General features: G+C 63.7%; 21 protein-coding genes and 1 pseudogene. 12 read left to right on the top strand and 10 right to left on the bottom strand.

Translation table 11 applies throughout. The annotated features are described in order from the left end of the window. Positions 1 to 23 precede the first annotated feature (23 nt). From QMX89_RS05600 to QMX89_RS05570, 7 genes are all read left to right on the top strand, one after another. Positions 24 to 374: a hypothetical protein gene (locus tag QMX89_RS05600; protein ID WP_122741716.1), complete on the top strand. Its 351-nt coding sequence runs from the start codon at positions 24 to 26 to the stop codon at positions 372 to 374. A gap of 251 nt (positions 375 to 625) precedes the next feature. Then, positions 626 to 1,585, top strand: a complete 960-nt coding sequence (locus QMX89_RS05595) for a MoxR family ATPase (protein ID WP_043187645.1) — start codon at positions 626 to 628, stop codon at positions 1,583 to 1,585. A 4-nt stretch (positions 1,586 to 1,589) separates the two neighbouring features. Then, on the top strand, positions 1,590 to 2,534 hold the full coding sequence (locus QMX89_RS05590) for a DUF58 domain-containing protein (protein WP_049861000.1): 945 nt from the start codon (positions 1,590 to 1,592) through the stop codon (positions 2,532 to 2,534). Next, positions 2,531 to 3,028, top strand: coding sequence for a DUF4381 domain-containing protein (locus tag QMX89_RS05585; protein WP_282347342.1), 498 nt, complete (start codon positions 2,531 to 2,533; stop codon positions 3,026 to 3,028). The genes QMX89_RS05590 and QMX89_RS05585 overlap by 4 nt, the downstream gene beginning before the upstream one ends. Then, the gene (locus QMX89_RS05580) at positions 3,021 to 4,097 is read left to right on the top strand and encodes a VWA domain-containing protein (RefSeq protein WP_049861002.1); all 1,077 of its coding nucleotides are present in this window, start codon (positions 3,021 to 3,023) and stop codon (positions 4,095 to 4,097) included. Before QMX89_RS05585 ends, QMX89_RS05580 begins: the two co-directional genes overlap by 8 nt. After that, positions 4,094 to 5,836, top strand: a complete 1,743-nt coding sequence (locus QMX89_RS05575; RefSeq protein ID WP_282347341.1) for a VWA domain-containing protein — start codon at positions 4,094 to 4,096, stop codon at positions 5,834 to 5,836. The genes QMX89_RS05580 and QMX89_RS05575 overlap by 4 nt, the downstream gene beginning before the upstream one ends. Next, entirely contained in the window at positions 5,833 to 7,467 is a 1,635-nt protein-coding gene (locus QMX89_RS05570) for a BatD family protein (RefSeq protein ID WP_282347340.1), read from the top strand. The genes QMX89_RS05575 and QMX89_RS05570 overlap by 4 nt, the downstream gene beginning before the upstream one ends. 161 nt (positions 7,468 to 7,628) lie before the next feature. Here QMX89_RS05570 and QMX89_RS05565 read toward each other — a convergent pair whose 3' ends face one another. The 7 genes from QMX89_RS05565 to QMX89_RS05535 form a co-directional block, all read right to left on the bottom strand. Continuing rightward, positions 7,629 to 8,672, bottom strand: coding sequence for an AI-2E family transporter (locus QMX89_RS05565; RefSeq protein ID WP_049861005.1), 1,044 nt, complete (start codon positions 8,670 to 8,672; stop codon positions 7,629 to 7,631). 25 nt (positions 8,673 to 8,697) lie between these two features. Next, positions 8,698 to 9,510 (bottom strand): DUF4892 domain-containing protein, encoded by an 813-nt coding sequence (locus tag QMX89_RS05560; RefSeq protein ID WP_282347339.1) that lies wholly within the window; start codon positions 9,508 to 9,510, stop codon positions 8,698 to 8,700. A 113-nt stretch (positions 9,511 to 9,623) separates the two neighbouring features. Beyond that, positions 9,624 to 10,478, bottom strand: coding sequence for an alpha/beta hydrolase (locus QMX89_RS05555; protein ID WP_282347338.1), 855 nt, complete (start codon positions 10,476 to 10,478; stop codon positions 9,624 to 9,626). A gap of 3 nt (positions 10,479 to 10,481) precedes the next feature. Continuing rightward, positions 10,482 to 10,925 carry a hotdog fold thioesterase gene (locus QMX89_RS05550; protein WP_049861008.1) on the bottom strand — a complete coding sequence of 148 codons (444 nt, stop codon included), beginning with the start codon at positions 10,923 to 10,925 and terminating at the stop codon, positions 10,482 to 10,484. A gap of 18 nt (positions 10,926 to 10,943) precedes the next feature. Next, positions 10,944 to 11,399: a phosphohistidine phosphatase SixA gene (sixA, locus tag QMX89_RS05545; protein WP_282347337.1), complete on the bottom strand. Its 456-nt coding sequence runs from the start codon at positions 11,397 to 11,399 to the stop codon at positions 10,944 to 10,946. Continuing rightward, complete coding sequence (locus tag QMX89_RS05540) at positions 11,396 to 11,740, bottom strand: DUF4389 domain-containing protein (RefSeq protein ID WP_049861010.1); 345 nt, start codon at positions 11,738 to 11,740, stop codon at positions 11,396 to 11,398. Before QMX89_RS05540 ends, sixA begins: the two co-directional genes overlap by 4 nt. Before the next feature lie 10 nt (positions 11,741 to 11,750). Then, positions 11,751 to 12,776 (bottom strand): NAD(P)H-dependent glycerol-3-phosphate dehydrogenase, encoded by a 1,026-nt coding sequence (locus QMX89_RS05535; protein WP_049861011.1) that lies wholly within the window; start codon positions 12,774 to 12,776, stop codon positions 11,751 to 11,753. A 192-nt stretch (positions 12,777 to 12,968) separates the two neighbouring features. Here QMX89_RS05535 and QMX89_RS05530 point away from each other — a divergent pair, with 192 nt between their 5' ends. The 4 genes from QMX89_RS05530 to QMX89_RS05515 all read left to right on the top strand — a co-directional run bounded on the left by QMX89_RS05530 (position 12,969) and on the right by QMX89_RS05515 (position 17,440). After that, the gene (locus QMX89_RS05530; protein ID WP_282347336.1) at positions 12,969 to 14,873 is read left to right on the top strand and encodes an ATP-binding protein; all 1,905 of its coding nucleotides are present in this window, start codon (positions 12,969 to 12,971) and stop codon (positions 14,871 to 14,873) included. Between the two features lie 271 nt (positions 14,874 to 15,144). Continuing rightward, positions 15,145 to 15,660 carry a 3-hydroxyacyl-[acyl-carrier-protein] dehydratase FabA gene (gene fabA, locus QMX89_RS05525; protein WP_049861013.1) on the top strand — a complete coding sequence of 172 codons (516 nt, stop codon included), beginning with the start codon at positions 15,145 to 15,147 and terminating at the stop codon, positions 15,658 to 15,660. Between the two features lie 11 nt (positions 15,661 to 15,671). After that, the gene (gene fabB / locus QMX89_RS05520; protein WP_049861014.1) at positions 15,672 to 16,892 is read left to right on the top strand and encodes a beta-ketoacyl-ACP synthase I; all 1,221 of its coding nucleotides are present in this window, start codon (positions 15,672 to 15,674) and stop codon (positions 16,890 to 16,892) included. A 140-nt stretch (positions 16,893 to 17,032) separates the two neighbouring features. Next, positions 17,033 to 17,440, top strand: coding sequence for an OsmC family protein (locus QMX89_RS05515; protein ID WP_282347335.1), 408 nt, complete (start codon positions 17,033 to 17,035; stop codon positions 17,438 to 17,440). 92 nt (positions 17,441 to 17,532) lie between these two features. Here the strand turns inward: QMX89_RS05515 and QMX89_RS05510 are convergent, their stop codons facing one another. Next, entirely contained in the window at positions 17,533 to 18,261 is a 729-nt protein-coding gene (locus tag QMX89_RS05510; protein ID WP_049861016.1) for a dienelactone hydrolase family protein, read from the bottom strand. 69 nt (positions 18,262 to 18,330) lie between these two features. Further along, on the bottom strand, positions 18,331 to 20,235 hold the full coding sequence (gene htpG, locus QMX89_RS05505) for a molecular chaperone HtpG (RefSeq protein WP_049861132.1): 1,905 nt from the start codon (positions 20,233 to 20,235) through the stop codon (positions 18,331 to 18,333). Between the two features lie 293 nt (positions 20,236 to 20,528). Here htpG and QMX89_RS05500 point away from each other — a divergent pair, with 293 nt between their 5' ends. Next, positions 20,529 to 20,825, top strand: a complete 297-nt coding sequence (locus QMX89_RS05500; RefSeq protein WP_049861017.1) for a hypothetical protein — start codon at positions 20,529 to 20,531, stop codon at positions 20,823 to 20,825. Positions 20,826 to 20,965: 140 nt separating this feature from the next. Here the strand turns inward: QMX89_RS05500 and QMX89_RS05495 are convergent. Continuing rightward, positions 20,966 to 22,664 (bottom strand): annotated as a pseudogene (locus tag QMX89_RS05495) (DEAD/DEAH box helicase). Positions 22,665 to 22,693 lie beyond the last annotated feature (29 nt).

Below are 22,693 nucleotides of genomic sequence, written 5' to 3'. Positions count from 1 at the left end.
TTTCCTACAATGGGACCTCCCGCATGCGCATGACCGCCTCTTTGCTGATGGCCAACCCTCGCGACGAAGAAGAAGACGACATGGCCCTGCTCTGCTGCCATGGCAGCGAAGGGGAAATGTTTCTGATGACGCGTTTTCCGGACGAAGAAGAGCTGGAAATCACCCTCGGCGAAGAGCCTTACCTGCTGCGTGACCTCAAGGTGACCCTGAGCGCCAACCGCCTGTTGGTGGAGGTGGCCGCTGCAGATGCCGATGTGTTCGGTGGCGATGATCTGCTGGAAATCGAGCATGCCAGCGATGCGGCGGAACTGGCGGAGATCGGGGAGACGTTGAGGATTTTGCTGGCGGGTGTCGGGACATTGGAAATCAACTGACCTCGCTCTCCGCAGCCCTGTCTATCTGCATACGTGTAGGAGCGGCCAGTGGCCGCGAAATGGCCGCCCGACCCAACCGATCTCTGTGGCCGTGCAAGCTTGTTCGCGGCCACTGGCCGCTCCTACGGGACTCAGAGGTGCCCGGTCGAACACGCCGATTCCTCTCCTACCCCCCAATGCATTAAAGTAGCTGCCCCCGGCCAAGACGCCCTCACCCGCGTACTCGGTCCCTTCTTCAGGAACCGTCAACGATGGAACATCGTGAAGCGCTGATCGCGCTGCGAACCTTTCTTTCCACGCAGATCCTTGGCCAGGAGAAACTGGTCGAGCGCCTGCTGATCGTGCTGCTGGCAGACGGTCACATGCTGGTCGAGGGCGCGCCGGGGCTGGCCAAGACCAAAGCGATCAAGGAACTGGCCGAAGGCGTCGAAGCGCAATTCCATCGCATCCAGTTCACTCCGGACCTGCTGCCCGCCGACATCACCGGCACCGAGATCTATCGACCTGAAACCGGCAGCTTCGTGTTCCAGCAGGGTCCGATCTTTCATAACCTGGTGCTCGCCGACGAGATCAACCGGGCGCCGGCCAAGGTCCAGTCGGCGCTGCTCGAGGCCATGGCCGAGCGCCAAGTGAGTGTCGGGCGCAGCACCTACGACCTGTCGCCCCTGTTCCTGGTGATGGCCACGCAGAACCCGATCGAGCAGGAAGGCACCTATCCCCTGCCCGAGGCACAGCTGGACCGGTTCCTGATGCATGTCAAGATCGGCTTTCCGGATGCAGCCGTCGAGCGGCGCATTCTGCAGCAGGCCCGGGGCGAGGCGCTCAATGGCGAAACCAAGCCGGAGCGGCGGGTCAGTCAGCAGGCGATTTTCGCTGCGCGCAAAGAGATCCTCGGGCTGTACATGGCCGACGCGGTGGAGGAATACCTGGTGCAACTGGTCATGGCGACGCGCACCCCGAGCAAGTTCGACGCCGAACTCGGCGAGTGGCTGGCCTACGGCGCCAGCCCGCGCGGGTCCATCTCGCTGGACCGTTGCGCACGGGCCCACGCCTGGCTCGCAGGACGTGACTTCGTCAGCCCCGAGGACATCCAGGCCGTGCTCTTCGACGTCCTGCGCCACCGCATCATCCTGTCGTTCGAGGCAGAAGCCGCCGGTGTCGACCAGGATCGCGTGATCCAGCGCATCCTCGACGTCGTGGCCGTCGCCTGAGCCCATGAGCCAGGAGCCGAGGCCAGAGCCTGGCATTCGCATCAGCCTGGCCGAGCTGATCGAAATGCGCCATCGGGTGCGCGAGGTGCAGTTGTTCTCCACCCCGGCCCAGCGCAGCCCGTTGATCGGCTTGCATCATTCCAAGCTGCGCGGACGCGGTGTGGATTTCGACCAGGTGCGGGTTTATCAGGCCGGCGACGATGTGCGCAGCATCGACTGGCGCGTCACCGCACGCACCCAGGAGCCGCACACCAAGCTGTTCCATGAGGAGCGCGAGCGGCCGATCTTCATTCTTGTCGAACAGAGCCGACGGTTGTTCTTCGGCTCCGGGCAGATGTTCAAGTCAGTGCTCGCGGCCCAGGCGGCCGCCCTGATCGGCTGGGCGGCGCTGGGGCATAACGACCGGGTCGGCGGGCTGGTGTTCGGCGATGGCGAGCACTATGAAATCAAGCCCCGGCGCAGCAAGCAGAGCCTGCTGCAGCTGCTCAACCGTCTGGTCCATGTGAATCAATCACTGCACACCGAAGCGTTGCCGGAGAAGGACGCGCTGGGCATGGCCCTGCGCCGGGCACGGGAGGTACTGCGCCCTGGCAGTTTGGCCATCGTCATCTGTGACGAACGGGCGCTCACCGATGGCGCCGAGCAGCAGCTCAGTTTGCTCTCGCGTCATTGCGACCTGCTGTTGCTGCCAGTCTCCGACCCGCTCGACCATGCGCTGCCGGCCGCCGGGCTGTTGCGTTTCGCCCAGCGGGGCAGGCAGATGGACATCGATACGCTGAATCCGGACATGCGCCTGGCCTATCGCGCCCTGAGCGAGGCGCGCATCGCTCGGTGGGAACGCCTGGCGCAGAAACTGCGCGTGCTGCTGATGCCTCTGAGCACTCAAAGCGAAATGATCGAGCAGCTGCGTGAGTACCTCAATCCGCAACGGCCGGGCAAACTCAAATGAGCACGCTCGAGCAACTGCAGCCCCTGATCGCACCGCCGCCGATCGGCCTCTGGCCACCGGCGCCTGGCTGGTGGCTGCTCGCGGTGCTCCTGCCGGCGCTGGCATGGGCCGGCTGGCACTGGCGTCACCGCTGGCGGCGCAAGGTCGTGCTGCCTGTTGCAGCCGAGCAACCTCTGGATCCTGTGCGCCAAGGCGCGCTGGAAGAGCTGGCGCGCCTGCCCAGACCCTACGACGGCGCCCCCGCAGGCGCCTGGTTGCAGCAGATCAACGGGCTGCTCAAGCGCCTGTGCCGCAACCATTATCCGAACGCCAACAGCCATGTGCTCAATGGCCGCCAGTGGCTGGCATTTCTCGACAACCGCTGCCCCGCCGCCGGCCTCACGCGCTGGATGGTGCTGGTGGAAGGGGTCTACAAACCCGAATGCAAGCTTGACGACAAGGCCATCGCCGGCCTGCAGCAGTCGGTCGAAACCTGGATACGCAAGCATGTTTGAGTTTGCCTGGCTGTGGGTCTTCGCCCTGCTGCCGCTGCCCTGGGTGCTGCGCGTGCTGTTGCCGCCAGCCGACAGCGGCGAGGCGGCGCTCAAGGTCAGCTTTCTCGATGAACTCGAAGGGCTGGCCGGTCGCCGTGCACGGATCAGCCTGCCGACCTGGCCGCAACAGGCACCCTACGTACTGCTGTGGCTGTTGCTGCTGATCGCCGCGGCACGTCCGCAGTGGCTGGGTGATCCCCTGCCCATAGCGGCCAGCGGTCGCGACCTGCTGGTAGCGGTGGATGTGTCAGGTTCCATGGATTACCCCGACATGCGCTGGCAGAACGAGGACGTCAGCCGGCTGGAGCTGGTCCAGCGCCTGCTGGGCGACTTTCTCGAACATCGCCAGGGCGATCGGGTCGGCTTGATCCTCTTCGGCAGCAAGGCCTATGTGCAGGCGCCGCTGACCTTCGATCGACGCACGGTGCGTAGATGGCTGGACGAAGCGCGCATCGGCATCGCCGGCAAGAACACCGCGATTGGCGATGCGATCGGCCTGGCGCTCAAGCGCCTGCGCCAGCGCCCGGCGCAGAGCCGGGTATTGATTCTGGTCACCGACGGCGCCAACAACGGCGGTCAGATCCACCCCATCACGGCAGCGCGCCTGGCGGCTCAGGAGCATGTGCGCATCCATACCATCGGCATCGGCGCCGACCCCAGCGCCGATGGCGCGCTGAGCATGCTCGGCCTCAACCCCAGCCTGGATCTGGACGAGCCGAGCCTGCGAGAGATCGCGCAGATCACCGGCGGTCAGTACTTCCGTGCCCGCGACGGCGACCAGCTGCAGGCCATCGGCGCCAGCCTGGATACGCTGGAACCGGTCGACCAGCAGCCCACCCAGGCCCGTCCGGCGCAGGCCCTGTACATCTGGCCGTTGAGCGCGGCGTTGCTGCTCAGCGTATTGCTGGTGGTGCGCGAAAACTGGCCGAACAATCCGCTGCAACGGTTTCTGCGCCAGCGCCGGTTTCTGCCGACCGCACCGCAGTGGCGCGAGCGCCTGGAGCGGCTGCAGTTGCGGAGGCGCAAATGATCGAGGCGTGGCCGCACTGGTTCCGGCCCTGGTGGCTGCTGGCCTGGCCTGCGCTGGCCTGGCTACTCTGGCAACTGTGGCACCGGCAGAAACGCGCCGGGCGCTGGCAATTGCTGCTGCCGCGCCATTTTCACGCGGTCTTGCTGGGCGGTGGCAGCGGCCGCCAGAGCAAGGCGCCGTGGATCGTGCTGGGCCTGGCCTGGCTGCTGACGGGCGTAGCTCTGTTGGGCCCCAGCTGGCAGCGCATCGAGCAGCCCGGCCGGACGGTCGTCGACCCGCTGGTGGTGGTCCTGGCGCTGAATCCCGAAATGCTTGCCACCGACGTGGCGCCCAATCGCCTGGAACAGGCCCGGCGCAAGCTGCTGGACCTGCTCAACGCACGTCGCGATGCGCAGACGGCCCTCATCGTCTACGCCGGCAGCGCCCACGTGCTGGTGCCGCTGTCCGACGACCTGGGCACCAGCCGCAACCTGCTGGAGGCGATCAAGCCTTCGATCATGCCGGTCGAAGGCCAGCGCGCCGACCTCGGCGTACAACGAGCCCTCGAGCTACTCGACCAGGCCGAACAGGGCCAGGGACGCATCCTGCTGCTGACGTCGCAATTGTCCGAAGCAGAGCGCAGGGGTATTGCCCAGCGTCTGGACAACCACTCGCCACAGTTGTTGATCCTGGGGATCGGCACCCGCGACGGTGCGCCGGTGAAGCAGGAAAACGGCGACTTCCTCAAAGACGAACAAGGTGCGATCCGCCTGTCCCGCCTCGACGGGGCCGGGCTGCGCAGCTTCGCCGCCGACGTCGGCGGCCTGTACCGCCAGGCACGTATGGATGACCTGGATCTGCGCAACCTCGGACTGTTCGATCGCCCAGCAGTGTTGCGCAGCAATGGCACCACGCAACAGCTGGACAGCTGGGCCGATCAAGGTCACTGGTTGCTGCTGCCCCTGCTGTTTCTAGCCGCCCTTGCTGGCCGTCGCGGCTGGCTGTTCTGCCTGCCGCTGTGCTTGATGATGGCGCCGCAGCCCGGCTATGCCTTCGAGTTCCAGGACCTTTGGCTACGCCGTGATCAGCAAGGGCAGGCCTTGCTCGAACAGCAGCGTCCGGCCCAGGCCGCGCGGCGTTTTACCGATGCGCAGTGGCAAGGCATGGCGCTGTACGAGGCCGGCGACTACGAGGCGGCCGCCGAGCGTTTCGCTCAGGGCGACAGCGCCCGTGACCACTACAACCGCGGCAATGCCCTGGCCCGCAGCGGCGAGCTGGAAGCGGCGCTGGACGCCTACGACCAGGCCCTGGAGCGTCAGGCGGACCTGCGGCCAGCACTGGAAAACCGTGCGCTGGTGGAACAGTTGCTGCGCCAGGCGCCGACCGAGCCTCCTCCAACTTCAGCCAGCCCCCCCGACAAACCGCAGGCACCGGGCGCCACGGCGCCAGACGGGCAGGAGCCGAATTCGTCCGCCACGGCCGACGAGCACGCCCAGGACACCGAGACCCAGAGTGGTCAGGAAAGCCCTGCCGGGCAAACCGGGGGGGATCAGAATCAGGCACAATCCTCGCCACCGACCCAACCGCCAGACGACGATTCCACGACCCGACCACCGCCACGCCCGGCCCAGACCAGCCTGGATGCCGAGCAACGCCAGGCACTGGAGCAATGGTTGCGGCAGATTCCGGACGATCCGGCCGAACTGTTGCGGCGTAAATTCTGGTACGAACAGCAACAGCATCAGGACAAGATTCGATGAGTCGCCTCAGTGCCCTCTGCATCAGTGCAACCCTGGCCGTGCTGGCCCAATGGGCGCAGGCCGCCACGTTAGTAGCCAGCGTCGATCGCTCGCGGCTCAACTCGGGGGAAACGGTCGAGCTGACCCTGGAAACCAACGATGTCACGCAGTTCGGCAAGCCCGATCTGACGCCGCTCGAAGGTCCGTTCGAGGTGCGCGACACACGTCAGGTCAACCGCCTCACCAGCCTGGATGGCGACCACCAGGCCACGACCCGCTGGATTATCACCCTGCTTCCGCGCCAGACCGGCAGCGTGACCATCGCCCCCCTGCAACTGGGCGAACTGCGCAGCCAGCCGATCCTCTTGCAGGTGCTGCACAGTGACCAGCCGCCGCGGGCGAACATGGCGCCAGTGTTCATCGATGCCAGCCTGGATGGCGACAGTGTCTATGTGCAGGCCCAGGCGGTGTTGACCGTGCGCATCTATCACTCGGTGCCGCTGTACGACGACAGCAACCTGACGCCGCTGCAGTTGGCCGATGCACGCGTCGAGCCGCTGGGTGGGTCGCGAACGTTCGAGAAGATCATCAACGGTGTCCGCCACGGCGTCATCGAGACGCGCTATGCCATTTATCCGCAACGCAGTGGCGAGGTGTCGATTCCGGCGCTGGTGTTCACCGCCACCACGGTCGAACAGGCCGCACCGGGCGAGAGCGGCAACAACGCGCCGCAGCCAGGCAAGCAGATCCGGGTGACGTCCGCACCGATGTCGTTGACCGTGAACGGTGTCCCTGCTGCCTACCCTGCCGATGTGCCCTGGTTGCCGGCACGCAGCTTGAGCCTGACTGAAAGCTGGAACCCCGATCCGCCCAGCAGCCAGGTCGGCGACTCCCTGACCCGTACGCTGGAGGTCAAGGCCGAAGGCCTTTCCAGCGCGCAGTTGCCGGACCTGCCGGATACCCAGGTGGAAGGCCTGCGCCGCTACCCGGATCAGCCCCAGCTGAGCAATCGGACCGATGAGCGAGGCCTGACCGGCAGCCGCCAGGAGCGTGAAGCGTTGGTACCCGCACGCAGCGGCACCCTGCAATTACCGAGCGTCGAGGTGGTCTGGTGGAATACCCACGAAGACCATCTGGAGCGTACCGCTCTGCCGGCGCGCAGCCTGGAGGTCGCCGGCAACGCCGGCCTGATGGTCGATGCGCCGGTCGGCAACGGCGATGCCGAACCGGACGAGGCCTGGCCTTGGAAACTGGCCAGCGTGATGCTGCTGTTCACCACGATGATTGGCTTTGCACTGTGGTGGCGGGCCCGGGGACAGCCGGCGGTGCTGCGCACAGCGCAAAGCGGACCGAGTCCACGCACCTTGCTCGATGACCTCAAGCGCGCGTGCCAGGCCAATGACCCTCAGGCCACTCGTCAGGCCCTGGACGCCTGGGCGCGCCAGCAACCGGAGACACTGGCCGACATGGCGGCGCGCTTCGTGCCGCTGTCCGACGCCCTGGATGGACTCAATGGAGCGCTCTACAGTGAAAGCGGCCAGTATTGGCAAGGCGAGGAACTGTGGCGCGCGATCGGCAGTATCCTGCGCAGCGGCCCGGCCCTGGATCCTGCAGCCGAAAACGCCGGGTTGCCGCCGCTGTATCCAAAATGACCCCCACAGGGTGAGGATCTAGGGTCTGTGGGAAAAGTCTTGAGACGAAGGTCAGGCAAGGCGAAAACAGCCGAGGAAGCGGAGTATACGGGTTGTAAATGAGCATTCCGAGGCTGTTTTCAACGCAGCATCACCGAGTATCAAGGCTTTTCGCACAGAGCCTAGAGCGGTTTGTGTTCGGTGTGGGTCCAGTCATGCAACAGGCTGTAGGCCACTGCCAGCAAGGTGGGGCCGATGAACAGGCCGATGAAGCCGAACGCCAGCAGCCCGCCGAACACCCCCAGCAGCACGATCACCAGGGGCAGGTTGCCGCCGCGACTGATCAGGTAGGGCTTGAGCACGTTGTCCACGCCACTGATGACGAAGGTCCCCCAGATGCCGAGGAAAATCGCATAGCCATAGTCGCCATGCCACACCAGCCAGGCCGTGGCTGGAATCCAGGCCAGTGGCGGTCCCATGGGAATCAGGCTGAGCAGGAAGGTGACGATGCCAAGCACCAGGGCCCCCGGCACACCGGCAATGAGAAAGCCGATCAAGGCCAGGATCGCCTGAGCGGCGGCGGTGCCGATCACCCCGTTGACCACCCGTTGCACCGTGGCGGCCACCAGGTCGATGTAGTACCCAGCACGTTCGCCGATCAGCCGTTCCAGTAGCCTGAGCACGAAGGCCGCCATCCGCGGCCCGTCGCGATAGAAAAAGAACACGAAGACCAGACTCAGGGTAAGTTCGAGAATTCCGCCACCGATCTGCGCGCTGCGGGCCAGCAAAAAGTTGCCGACCTGCCCCAGGTACGGCCGCACGCTGGCCAGAAGCGCCGCGCCTTGCTCGTCGAGGGTGTTCCACAGGCCGACCAGGCTGCCACCGACCAGAGGAATGCCCGCCAGCCAATCGGGCGCATCGGGTAGCCCATCGACCTGGACATCACGGATGAAGGCCGTCGCATCACGCACATGGTCGGCCAGGTTGAAACCCAGCCACACCAGCGGCAAGACCACCAGCAACATCCAGCAGCCGGTGAGAATGCCCGCGGCCAGCGACTCGCGGCCGTTGAGCCAGCGGGTCAGCAGACGCATCAGCGGCCAACTGGCATAGGCCAGGATCGCCCCCCACAGCAACGCCGAGCAGAACGGCGCCAATACCCAAAGGCAGGCACCGAGCAAGGCCAGCAAGACGATCTGTACCAGCAGGCGGTCGTTACTCAGCATTCAGGCTCCAAAGGCCGAAACAGGCTCAACGAATGATTTCCAGGTGCAGCCCCTTGACGCTCTCGCTACCGGTTTCCAGGCGGGCCGCGCGTACGCCCTTGGCTACCAGGGCATCGCGCCAGGCGGCCGCCGAGGCAGGCGAGACGCCGGAAACGCTCGCGCGAATCGAGCTGTCGAGTTGCAGACTGCGGGCCAGCAAGGCCACCCAGGTGTCGTCGGGGGTTTCGCCAAGGGCGGGATAGTCGAGATCGCCGGTGCTGCGCAGTTCGTGCAGCACCGTGGCCGGCGTAGGCAGCAAGGTACCCAGCGGCGCATCGGCGACGAAGGTTTCGACGTGGAGATAGGCGCGACGGTTACCGCGGGTGATGGCGTAGAGGGCGGTCAGGGTGTTGTCGTCCGGAGCGGCCTGGCGCAGCAGCACGAACGCCTGCTGATCGTCGGCCCCCGACAGCCGTGCGCCGTCGAAGACATCGTTGACCCACAAGCTGCTTTCCCCACAGTCGCGCGCCTGGCACCAGTACAGCGTATGCGCCCCACCCTGCTGCAAGGCCTCGCGTGCGTCGGTGAACGCCTGACCCGCCGTCTGGGTTTCTGGAAGCTCGTAGGTGGTGGAACTGACCTGTCCCTTGGCGTTGACCTGGCCATCCATGCGCAGCTTGCCGCTGATCTTGCGCAGCGACCCCAACGGATAGATGCGTTCCTTGTCGACCGCAGGGCGCTGGTCGACGACCTTGGCGTCGACCGGCCCCGGCACCTGGGCCGCAAACGCGGCGGTACTCAGCGCTGCGGTGCACAGCAAACCGGCGAGTACCGGCAGCAGCCGCTTGGGGGCGTTCATGAGGGCAGCAGGGCGTGAAGGGCCAAAGGGCCGTAGACGAGCGTAGCAGCGAGTTCCATCGGGGGTCTTCTCCTGTTTCAACCTGACAAGCCTCGGCAGTTGACCGCTGCAAGTCAAGGTATCGCAAAAAAGCGATTGAAACAGTCTGCGACAAGCTCGGCCCCGGTGTCGTCATTCAGGTGCAGGTGATGGCCTCCGGGCAACTGCTGCACAGGGAGCCCCAACCGGGCCAGCAGCGCGGTATTGTTCACCAGCAGGCCCTCCTGTGCGAGGATCAACAGGCTGGGGCAGCGAATCCCCTGCACGTACGCCAGTGCCTGCTCTTCGCTCAGGCGGACCGGCGACGGTAGGGTCAGGCGACTGTCGCTGCGCCAGCTGAATCCACCGGCCACGACTTCAAGCCCTCGCGCCGCCAACAACTCGGCCGCCTCGTGGCTGACGGCGATACGCCCATGCCTGCGCGCTGACACCGCCCGGTCGATGTCGGGATACACAGATTTGCGCTTATGAGCCAACGCCTGTTGCGCCTGCAGGGCTTCGCCGAGGCGCAGTGGCCCCTCCTCGGCAGCACCGAGCGGCGGCACCACACCGTCGATCAGCGCCAGGCGCTCTATTCGCTCGGGCATGGCGCTCGCGAGCAAGGTGGCGACGATCCCGCCCAGCGAGTGCCCCATCAAGGAAAAGCGCTGCCATCCAAGCTGGTCAGCCGCCTGCAGCACGTCGTGGGCGTAGTCCCACAGGGCATAACCGGCGCCGATCGGGCGATGCCCGGAGTAACCATGCCCGGCCAGGTCGAGGGCGACGATGCGCAGCCCGGTCAGCTTCGGCGCCAGGCGGGCGAAGCTGTTGGCGTTGTCCAGCCAGCCATGCAGCGCCAGCACCGGTCTGCCGTCTTCGGGTCCGTAGACCTGGGCGGCCAGCTCGATATGGGGCAGCGACAGGCGGATTTCGCGGACCGGCGCAGACACGACTCAGCGGGCCGGAGGGTTCTGCCCCAGCGGCACGACGGCCACCGTCAGGCGTGAAATGCAGCTGGGCTTGCCGTCGTCGCCTTGCAGGCGGATGTCCCATACGTGGGTGGTACGGCCGATGTGCACGGCACGAGCCACGCCTGTCACGCGGCCACTGCGCAACCCGCGCAGATGGTTGGCGTTGACCTCCAGGCCCACACAGTAGAAACGCTCGGTATCGATGCACAGAAAACTGGCCATCGACCCCAGGCTTTCGGCCAGCACCACCGAGGCGCCGCCGTGGAGCAGGCCGAACGGTTGGTGGGTACGTGCGTCGACCGCCATGCTGGCGGTCAGGGACTGGCCATCGAAGCTTTCGAAGCGGATGTCGAGCAACTCGCCGATGGTGTTTTTCTGCGCGGCATTCAAGCGTTCCAGATCCGGTTCGGTGCGCCACAGGCTCATGGGTGTATTCCTGACAGGTTAGGGATGACGAACCGCTTGCAGGGACATCAGCCCCGCGAGCGGCCAGTCGCCGTGCAACTCGGCCAGGCTGGCCGTCTGCATGGGCTCGGGGTGACGCAGGTCGCCGTGCACGAGCAGGCTCAGCAGGTTGCCTACCAGCGGCTGATGGCTGACCAGCAGGACGTTGTCCAGCCCCAGCGCCTCCAGGTGGCCGATGACCGCCAGAGGATCGCTGTCGGGCGTCAGCCAGGGCACGGTCTGTATCGGTGGAGCCGCCTGCAGGGCGCCATGGACCAGGGTTGCGGTCTGTTGTGCGCGCACATAGGGGCTGGCAAGGATGGCGTCCAGCGCTTGATCGTGCAGGTGCGCAGCGCTGATCAGTGCCTGCTGCTGGCCGAACGAAGTCAGGGCACGCTCGGCATCGCTGCGGGCATGGCTGACGGCCTCACCATGACGCAGGACCCAGAGCTTCATGGTTTGGGCTCGTCATCGGCCAGCGGGCGACCCGCGCCTGCCGGGTGGGCCGTTTCGCCGTCGGCTGGACGCGCTTGGGGCCAGTCGGAAAACGGCCAGGGTTTGTGCTCGGTGTGGAAGCTGCCAAAGCGGCCGATCTGGGCCAGGTATTGGCTCAGGCTGTCGCCGAAGGCCATCATGCCCGCGTTCGGCGCGCCATAGACCAGACGATAGATCAGCTGCACCAGCACCAGCGCGCCGAGCAGGAACTGGGCGACCTGCCAGACCAGCACGAACACCACCATCCAGAGCACACGCAGTACGATGGCCTCGCGGTCCGGATCGTTGAAAGAACGGTTCATGAATTGCTCCTCAGTTGAAGCCGCTGGTGGAAATGAAGTCGACGTCGGTTTTGGGTTCGGCTCTCATCAGCAAGTCGATGACCTGATTCAGGGTACGCCCTTCGAAGAGGATTGCATGCAGGCCCGCCACCAGCGGCATGTACACCTGCAGCTCTTGCGCCTTGGCCTTGAGCACCTTCAGGGTGTTGACCCCTTCGGCCACTTCGCCCAGGCGCGACACGGCGTCTTCCAGGCTCAGGCCTTCGCCCAGCGCGAACCCTACCTGATAGTTGCGGCTCTTGGGCGAGGAACAGGTGACGATGAGGTCACCGACTCCGGCCAGACCCAGGAAAGTCATGGGGTTGGCACCCTGGCTGACGGCGAAGCGGGTCATTTCGGCGAGCGCGCGGGTGATCAGCATGCTCTTGGTGTTCTCGCCCATGCCCAATGCCACGGCCATGCCGGCAATGATCGCGTAGACGTTCTTGAGGGCGCCGCCCAGTTCGACGCCGAAGCGGTCACTGCTGGCATAGACGCGAAAGGTGCGCCCATGGAGAACGGCCTGGACGCGTTCGCAGAGGGCTTCGTCGGCGCTCGCCACCACGGTGGCGGTCAAGGCATGCTCGGCGATCTCGCGGGCCAGGTTGGGCCCGGACAGCACGCCGATGCGCGCGCCCGGCGCGACGTCTTCGAGGATCTCGCTCATCAGCTTGAAGGTCTGCGCCTCGATGCCCTTGGTCAGGCTGACCAGCATCTTGCCCGTCAGTTGCTCGGCGTGCACGGCCAGTACGCTGCGCAGGGCGCTGGAAGGCAGCGCAACGAAGATCAGCTCGCTGCCGGCGATAGTCGTGGGCAGGTCCGTGACCGGCGTCACCCCCGGCAGGATCTTTATACCTTTGAGGTAGCGCGGGTTTTCCCGGTTCAGCCGAATGGCCTCGGCCTGCTCCGGATCACGCATCCATTGCCGGACCGAATGGCCGTTCTCGGCCAGCAGGTTGGCCACGGCGGTGCCGAAACTACCTCCCCCCAGCACGGCTATCGGCTGCTCTTGAGTCATATCCCATCCATTTGGTCGAGTTGAAGGCGATTGACGACATTATACGGAGGCGCCCCGACACGACCAGTCCCGGCCTGCTCCCCGGCAACATTACGACTGGAATTGTCGCCCTGACCGGTTAACATGCCTGACTGTTCAACTCGAATCAGGCCCTGTCGTGTTCGCCATTTTCCCATTGCCTCGCGCCCTGACATGAAGTTGCGCCTGAACCGCGACATTCATACGCGCACCCAGATTATCAGCGTCGGGCCGGCGCTGCTGCTGACGCTGTTGCTGATCGGCTTCTTTACCTTCGTGCGTCTGCAGGACCTGCGCCAGGAACTCAACCACACGGGCCAGTTGATCGCCAACCAGCTCGCCCCCGCGTCCGAGTACGGTGTGGTCACTGACAATGCCGCAGTGCTCGAAGGCTTGCTCGGCGCCACTCTGGCCACTCCACATGTACGCTTTCTGGAGATTCAGGACCAGACCGATCAGCGCCTGGCCTACGTCGAACGGCGTGTTGGCGACGAGCATCGCTCGGCCCATGTCGAGGTATTCCAGGCGCCGATCCAGATCCGCGGCGCGTTCATGGAAGACCATCGGGCACAGGTGCAGCAACACCTGGTGAGCGCCAGCAGTGGCGACTACCTGGGGCGGGTCATCGTTGGCATGTCCGACGATGCCTTCAGTCAGCGCCAGCAGGAGATCGTGCTCAAGGCCGGCGTACTGGCGCTGTTCGCCCTGTTGTTCACCTACCTGCTGGCCCGGCGCCTGGCGCGCAGCCTGGCCCAGCCGATCAGCGAAATGAGCCGGGTGGTCAAGGCCATCGGCCAGGGCCGCTTCGACACGCCGCTGCCGATCGTCGACGACAGCGAACTGGGCCACCTGGCCGGGCACATCAACAACCTGGCCAGCGCCTTGGCCAAAGCCAGCCAGGAGCAGCATCAGGCCATGCAGCAACTGATCCAGACCCGTGAAGAGGCCGAGCGCGCCAACAGCGCCAAGTCGGACTTCCTGGCGATGATGAGCCATGAACTGCGCACGCCGATGAATGGTGTGCTGGGCATGCTCCAGTTGCTTGAAACCACCACCCTGAACGACGAACAGCGCGACTATGCCCAGGTGGCTACCGAGTCTACCGAGCACCTGCTCAAGGTCATCAACGACATCCTGGATTTTTCCCGTATCGAACGGGCAGCGATGGAACTGGAGCACATCGGCTTCAGCTTGCATGAACTGATCACCAGTTGCGTGCAGGCCTTCCAGCACACCGCACGACAGCGAAAACTGACGTTGGAGCTGGCGCTGCCCGAAGGCATTGCAGGGCTTCAGGTCGAAGGTGATCCGACCCGTATCCGACAGATTCTGGTCAACCTGATCGGCAATGCGCTGAAGTTCACCGACGACGGCGGCGTGCACGTCGGCGTGCAGTGGCAGGTACTGGATCACCAGTTGATCTGGCTGACCTGCACCGTGCGCGACACGGGCATCGGCATTGGCGAAGATCGCCTGGAAAGCATGTTCGTCGCCTTCGCCCAGGCCGACAGTTCGATCTCACGGCGCTACGGCGGTACCGGTCTGGGCTTGCCGATCGCACGCACGCTGGCCGAACGCATGGGCGGCACGTTGCGGGCTCAGAGCCAGGAGGGTAAAGGCTCGCTGTTCACCCTGGAGATGCCCTTGGCCCTGAGCCAGCAGAGTCTGGCGCGGCCGGCACCCGTGCCCAACACGTGCGCCCACGACGATGGCGCCGGTCACCGCGTTTTGCTGGTGGAAGACAACCCGGTCAATCAGACCGTGATCGAAGCCATGCTGCGCAGCCTGGGGTACGACGTCGATGTGGTGAGCGACGGTGCCGAAGCAGTCGACCAAGTGCGTGAACGGCTCTATTCGGCGGTGCTGATGGACTGCCGCCTGCCGGTTCTGGACGGCTACGGCGCTTCACGGCAGATCCGCCAGATTCCCGGTCGCACCGAGCTGCCGATCATCGCCCTGACCGCCAACGCCTTGCTGGGCGACCGCGATACCTGCCTGGACGCGGGAATGAACGATTACCTGGCCAAACCGTTCAAACGTGCAGACCTGCAACAGGTTCTGCTGCGCTGGACGAGCTGAAAACGCGCCGCTGAATGACCACCCGATACCCTCCAGATAACGCCCGTTGCTGGCAAGAAATGTTAAAGTGCGGCAGTCTTGTACATCCATTCGGACAAAGCCTGTCGTCTGGCATTATAATTTCAGTGAACAAGTGTACTTCCGTATCGCTTGCGCTGTGACTTTCACTACAACGCAATAGTCTATGTGTAGGCTGCCGACCCAGGCTTTGATCCTTCTGGTCGGTCGGGAAGATCTGCCCCCTGCCACCAGGGACTATTGAGGAGCTCGCATGACCAAACAAAACGCCTTTACTCGGGAAGATCTGCTGCGCTGCAGTCGTGGCGAGCTGTTCGGCCCAGGTAACGCGCAATTGCCCGCCCCCAACATGCTGATGGTGGACCGCATCACCCATATCAGCGCCGAAGGTGGCAAGTACGGCAAGGGTGAATTGGTCGCCGAGCTGGATATCACCCCGGACCTGTGGTTCTTCGCCTGCCACTTCGAAGGCGATCCGGTGATGCCGGGCTGCCTGGGCCTGGATGCCATGTGGCAGCTGGTCGGTTTCTTCCTGGGCTGGCAAGGCCTGCCGGGCCGCGGCCGTGCGCTGGGTTCGGGCGAAGTGAAGTTCTTCGGCCAGGTACTGCCGACCGCCAAGAAGGTCACCTACAACATTCATATCAAACGCGTGCTCAAGGGCAAGCTGAACATGGCCATCGCCGATGGCTCGGTCAGTGTCGACGGTCGCGAGATCTACACCGCCGACGGCCTTCGGGTTGGCGTCTTTACATCCACCGAAAATTTCTAAGGGTTATCCGCATGCGCCGCGTTGTTATCACTGGTCTGGGCATCGTTTCGTGCCTGGGCAATGACAAAGACACCGTCTCCGCAAACCTGCGGGCAAGCCGCCCTGGCATCCGCTTCAACCCGGAATATGCCGAAATGGGTCTGCGTAGCCAGGTTTCCGGCTCCATCGACCTCAATCTGGAAGAATTGATCGACCGCAAGGTGTACCGCTTCGTCGGCCATGCCGCCGCGTACGCCTACCTGGCCATGCAGGATGCAATCAAGGATTCCGGCCTGACCGAAGAGCAGGTCTCCAATCCTCGTACCGGCCTGATCGCAGGTTCGGGCGGCGCCTCCACCTTGAACCAGATGGAAGCACTCGACATCCTGCGCGAAAAAGGCGTGAAGCGCGTCGGCCCGTATCGTGTCACCCGGACCATGAGCAGCACCGTGTCGGCCTGCCTGGCCACCCCGTTCAAGATCAAGGGCCTGAACTACTCCATCGCCTCGGCTTGCGCCACCAGCGCGCACTGCATCGGTACGGCTATGGAACAGATCCAGATGGGCAAGCAGGACGTCGTGTTCGCCGGTGGCGGTGAAGAGGAGCACTGGAGCCAGTCGTTCCTGTTCGATGCCATGGGCGCCCTGTCCAGCAAGCGCAACGACACGCCTGAGAAAGCTTCGCGCGCCTACGACAGCGACCGTGATGGCTTCGTCATCGCCGGTGGCGGTGGCATGGTGGTGGTCGAGGAACTGGAACACGCCCTGGCCCGCGGCGCGCACATCTACGCCGAGATCGTCGGCTACGGCGCGACCTCCGATGGGTACGACATGGTCGCGCCAAGCGGCGAAGGCGCCATCCGCTGCATGCAGCAGGCCCTGTCCACCGTCGACACCCCGATCGACTACCTGAACACTCACGGCACTTCCACGCCGGTGGGCGACGTAGCCGAGATGAAAGGTGTGCGTGAAGTCTTCGCTGGCAAGTATCCGGCCATCAGTTCGACCAAGAGCCTGTCCGGTCACTCCCTGGGCGCCGCTGGCGTGCACGAAGCGATCTACTGCATGCTGATGATGGAAGGCAACTTCATCGCAGGCTCCGCCAACATCGACGAACTGGACCCTGCCGTGGCCGATCTGCCGGTGCAGACCGTTACCCAGGAAAACGTCGAGATCAACACTGTGATGAGCAACAGCTTCGGCTTCGGCGGCACCAACGCTACCCTGGTGCTCAAGCGCTGGACCGGCCAGTAAGGCTCATAGCCTTGCTTGAAGACGGCGCCTGCGGGCGCCGTTTTTTTTGCCTGCAGTCGGTCGGCTGATGACAGTTGAACCCCTTTGGCGGCACAAGCCTCTATACAGTGTGGTTTGTGCACTCAAACGTAGGGATCTCCATGTCTATCACCGTGACTACCGAACCCGGCGACGGATTTCGCCACCGCATCGACATCGATGACCGCCACTCCTTCCATACCGACCTGCTCGAAGCCTTGGGTGGCGCAGATTCGGCACCCTCGCCCCATGACTATTTCGACGCTGCACTGGGTGCCTGCAAGGCCTTGACCCTCAAGCTTTATGCGCAGCGCAAAAACATTCCATTGACCGGGGTGAACATCGAGGTCAAGCGCGACAACAGCCAGGAGCCGACCGGCAAGTACAGCCTGCGGGTCAAACTGACGCTACTGGGCAACCTGACGGAAGCGCAACGCCATGACCTGGACCGGGTGGCCGATCATTGTCCGGTGCACAAACTGATGACCAGCGCGGTGATCGATATCGAGACGTATCTGGCGGAGGCCTAAACCAGGGTTGTTCGCGGCCGCTGACCGCTCCTACGGAAATGGCGCAGGAGCGGCCAATGGCCGCGAACAGGCATTCCCGGTCACATGCTGACTCAGGCCTGGAACACTTCGTCGAGCAGGTTGTGCATGGCCTGGAAAGCCCGTGCCGAGACCTTGGCATCGTACATCTGCACACCCGGGTTGTTGGCCTCGGTGTCGGTGAACGAATGGTAGGCACCGCCGTAGCTGGTCAACTGCCAATCCACGCCCGCCGAGTTCATTTCGGAACGGAACGCAGGCAACTGCTCGGCAGGTACCAGTGGGTCGGCGTCGCCGTGCAGTACCAGGACCGAACCCTTGATGTCATGAGCATCGGCCGGATTGGGCGTGTCCAGCGTGCCGTGGAACGACACGGTGGCTTTGAGCGCTGCGCCGGTACGTGCCAGCTCCAGAGCACAGCAACCGCCGAAGCAGAAACCGAAGGCTGCGGACTGCGCGGGATCGACAGCTGCGTGGGGTTGCTCGTGCAACTGCTGCAACGCCACCTGCATGCGCTTGCGCAGCAGGGCGCGGTCGTTCTTTAGCGGAGTCATGGCCGCTGCGGCTTCGTCGTTGTTGCTCGGGCGCACGCCCTGCCCATACAAGTCCACCAGCAGCACCACATAGCCCTTGGAAGCCACGGCATGGGCGATGCGCTCGGCACCCTCGCTGACACCCATCCAGTTGGGCGCCATCACCAGCCCCGGACGTGGAGAAACGATATCGGCGTCGTACACCAGACGGCTTTCGTACGCCTGCCCGTCGATCTGGTAGACCACGGATTGAACGGTCAATGTGCTCATGCTTGTACCCCCAAAAGGTCTTGACTGAAAACGAAAAAGCCCGCCGAAGCGGGCTTTTACCTGGACTGCTTAAACGGACAACTCGACCAGCAGCTTGTTCAGCCGCCGCACGTATCCGGCAGGATCTTTCAAGCTGTCACCGGCCGCCAGCGCCGCCTGATCGAACAGGATGTGAGAGAAGTCGGCGAAACGATCTTCGCTCTGCTCCACGTCCAGCTTGGCGATCAGCGGGTGGTTGGGGTTGAACTCGAAGATCGGCTTGGAATCCGGCACCTTCTGGCCGCTGGCTTCCAGGATCTGGCGCATCTGCAGGCCCAGGTCCTGCTCACCGATGGCCAGGATCGCGGGCGAATCGGTCAGACGGTGGGAAACCCGCACTTCGCTGACGGAATCACCCAGAGCCGCTTTAAGGCGCTCGACCAGCCCTTCCTTGTCCTTGGCAATTTCTTCCTGGGCTTTCTTGTCCTCCTCGGAGTCCAGCTTGCCCAGGTCGAGGTCACCACGGGCAACGTCGACAAAGCCCTTGCCATCGAATTCAGTCAGGTAGCTCATCAGCCACTCGTCGATGCGATCGGTCAGCAGCAGCACTTCGATGCCTTTCTTGCGGAAGACTTCCAGGTGCGGACTGTTCTTGACCTGCGCATAGGACTCGCCGGACAGGTAGTAGATCTTGTCCTGACCTTCCTTGACCCGTGCCAGGTAGTCGGCGAGGCCGACGCTCTGCTCGCCGCTGTCGTCGCTGGTGGAAGCGAAGCGCAGCAGGCCGGCGATCTTTTCCTTGTTGGCGAAATCTTCGGCAGGGCCTTCCTTGAGGACCTGGCCAAAGTTCTTCCAGAAGCCTTTGTACTGCTCGGGCTCGTTCTTGGCCAGTTTCTCCAGCATGTCGAGAACACGCTTGGTCAGGGCCGTTTTCATCGAGTCGATGATCGGATCTTTCTGCAGGATCTCACGCGACACGTTCAGGGACAGATCGTTGGAGTCGACCACACCCTTGATGAAACGCAGGTACAAAGGCAGGAAGGATTCGGCCTGATCCATCACGAACACGCGCTGCACGTACAGCTTGAGGCCACGCGGGGCTTCGCGCTGGTACAGGTCGAACGGTGCACGGGCCGGCACGTACAGCAGCGAGGTGTATTCCAGCTTGCCTTCGACCTTGTTGTGGCTCCAGCTCAGCGGGTTCTCGTAGTCGTGACCGACGTGCTTGTAGAACTCCTGGTATTCCTCGTCTTTGATCTCGGTACGCGGACGGGTCCACAGGGCGCTGGCGCGGTTGACGGTTTCCCACTCCTGCGCCGGGGCCTCTTCGCCTTCGGCCGGCGCGCTTTCCTTGGGCAGCTCGATCGGCAGGGCGATGTGGTCGGAGTACTTCTTGATGATGTTGCGCAGACGGTAGCCGTCGGCGAATTCGTCTTCGGCGCTTTTCAGGTGCAGCACGATACGAGTACCGCGCTCGGCCTTCTCTATGTTGGCGACTTCGAACTCGCCTTCGCCCTTGGAGGACCAGTGCACACCTTCGCTGGCCGGGGTGCCGGCACGACGGCTGTAGACGTCGACCTGGTCGGCGACGATGAAGGCCGAGTAGAAGCCCACGCCGAACTGACCGATCAGGTGCGAATCCTTCTTCTGATCGCCGGTGAGGTTCTTCATGAAGTCGGCAGTGCCGGACTTGGCGATGGTGCCCAGGTGGGTCACGACATCGTCACGGTTCATGCCGATACCGTTGTCTTCGAGGGTGACGGTCTTGGCGTCCTTGTCGAAGCTGACACGGATCTTGAGCTCACCACCGCCTTCGAGCAGCTCAGGCTTGGCAAGCGCTTCGAAACGCAGCTTGTCGACGGCGTCGGAGGCGTTCGAGATCAATTCGCGAAGGAAGATTTCCTTGTTGGAATACAGCGAATGGATCATGAGGTGCAGCAGCTGCTTCACCTCGGTCTGGAAGCCCAGGGTTTCCTTTTGAGTTTCCACACTCATGGTCATCAAACTCCAATCAGATGGCAGGTGCCGCCGATGAGCGGCGGGATGACAAGGAGATGGGGCCACCGATCGGTATTTCAAGGGTGGCGTCGGCAGACGAGTGAGCCAGCACCCGTGAACGGCTTCTTTCACCCAGGGCCTGCGTGAAAACCGGACGAGTGCTTGAACGGTACAGCACGGCTGTGGAAAAACCTCATTGCGATCCGATACTTATATATAACCGCAATGACGGAACTTATATCCGAGGCACACCCTCTTAGCCTCGTAGATACCCAATAAGGAGAAACACCATGCGCAAGACACTCGCTTACTCCCTGATGCTGGCTGCCACCCTTGGTCTGGCCGCTTGCGACAAGAAATCCGAAGACAAGGCTCAGGACGCTGCAGAGCATCGTCAGGAAGCGCAGGAAAAAATGGACTCGGCTCAAGAGAAAATGAACGATGCCGCCAAGGAAAACGCCAAGGCCAACGAAGCGGCTGCCGAATCGAACAAGGCTGCAGCTCAGGAAGCGACCAAGTCCGACTCGAGCATGCCCGTAGCCCCAGGCACCACCCCTGCTACCCAAGTGCCGCCTGCCAAGAACTGATTGATCGGCGGTGCCTGCTTCGCGGGCAGAGTCCGCTCCCACGGGAGCGTGCTCGACCTGGCGATGAACGCACCGCGATCAAGACAAAAAAAATCCCCGAACCAGTCGGGGATTTTTTTATGCCTGAAGACTATACGCAATCAGTCTTCGCGATAGCGACGCAGCTTCAACTGCTTGCCAGCGACGCGAGTATCTTTCAGCTTGCTCAGCAGACCTTCCAGACCTTCTTCCGGCAGCTCGACCAGGCTGAAGCTGTCACGCACCTGGATGCGACCGATAGCCTCGCGGGCCAGGCCGCCTTCGTTGAGGATGGCGCCCAGCAGGTTCTTCGCGGCGATGCCGTCACGAGCACCCAGGGCAGTACGGCAGCGTGCGCGGCCTTCACCCAGTGGCATGGGGGCGCGACGCTCGCGGTCACCACGGTCAGGACGATCACCGCTGGTGCGTTCGCGTGGAGCGCTGGTCGGAACCAGTGGCTGCTCTTTGTTGACGGCATCCAAGGTCAGCGCCTGGCCATTGGTGGCCTTGCGCAGCAGGGCCGCGGCCAGGGCACGCGGGCTGCAACCGATGTCGGCGGTCAAGCGGTCCAGCAACTCGCCGTGGGTGCTTTCGGCATCACCCACCAACGGCGCGAGGCTGTTGGTCAGCTTGCGAATGCGCGCATCCAGTACGGCCTGGCCATCTGGCAGGCGAACTTCAGCGACCTTCTGGCCGGTGACACGCTCGATGACCTGCAGCATGCGACGCTCACGTGGAGTCACCAGCAGCAGCGCACGGCCTTCGCGACCGGCACGGCCGGTACGGCCGATACGGTGCACGTAGGACTCGGGGTCGTACGGCATGTCGACGTTGAACACGTGAGTGATGCGCGGTACGTCCAGGCCACGGGCAGCGACGTCGGTGGCGACGACGATGTCCAGGCGACCATCCTTGAGCGAGTCGATGACGCGCTCGCGCTGGTTCTGGGCGATGTCACCGTTGAGTGCCGCAGCCTTGTAGCCTTTGGCTTCAAGGGCGCTGGCCAGGTCGAGGGTGGCTTGCTTGGTGCGCACGAATGCGATCAGTGCATCGAACTCTTCGACTTCCAGCAGGCGCAGGACAGCCGAGGTCTTCTGGTCGGCGTGAACCAGCAGGTGAGCCTGCTCGATCGCGGTGACGGTCTGAGTCTTGGTCTGGATCTTGACGTGCTTGGGGTCTTTGAGATGACGCTCGGCGATGGCACGGATCGACTGCGGCAGGGTTGCCGAGAACAGTACGGTCTGGCGAGTCTCGGGCATGGCCTTGAAGATGACTTCCAGGTCATCCATGAAGCCCAGCTTGAGCATTTCGTCGGCTTCGTCGAGCACCAGGTGGTTCACCGTGGCGAGGACTTTCTCGTCGCGACGCAGGTGGTCGCAGAGACGGCCGGGGGTAGCGACGACGATTTGCGCGCCGTTGCGGATGGCTTTCAATTGCGGGCCCATCGGGGCACCGCCGTACACGGCCACTACGGTAACGCCAGGCATCTGCTTGGCGTAGGTTTCGAATGCAGTGGCTACTTGTAGCGCCAACTCACGGGTTGGCGCCAGGATCAGGGCTTGCGGCTCGCGCTTGCTCGGGTCGATACGATGCAGGATCGGCAGAGCGAAGGCGGCGGTTTTACCGGTGCCTGTCTGCGCCTGGCCGATCATGTCATGACCGGCGAGAATGATCGGGATCGATTGTTGCTGGATAGCCGAAGGCTCTTCGTAGCCGGTAGCGACCACAGCAGCAACAATGTTCGGATGAAGTTCGAGAGCGGCGAAGCCGCCGGTTTCCTGGGTCATGGGTCTGCCTCTAAGTGCATCCGCAAAGACCCATGCTCCAAAGCTGCGCATGCCTTGTAAGAC

Source organism: Pseudomonas sp. PS01301 (assembly GCF_029960215.1).
Lineage (GTDB): Bacteria > Pseudomonadota > Gammaproteobacteria > Pseudomonadales > Pseudomonadaceae > Aquipseudomonas > Aquipseudomonas coleopterorum.
Note: the sequence above shows the minus strand (reverse complement) of the source record. Positions and strands in the feature narration are given on the sequence as shown.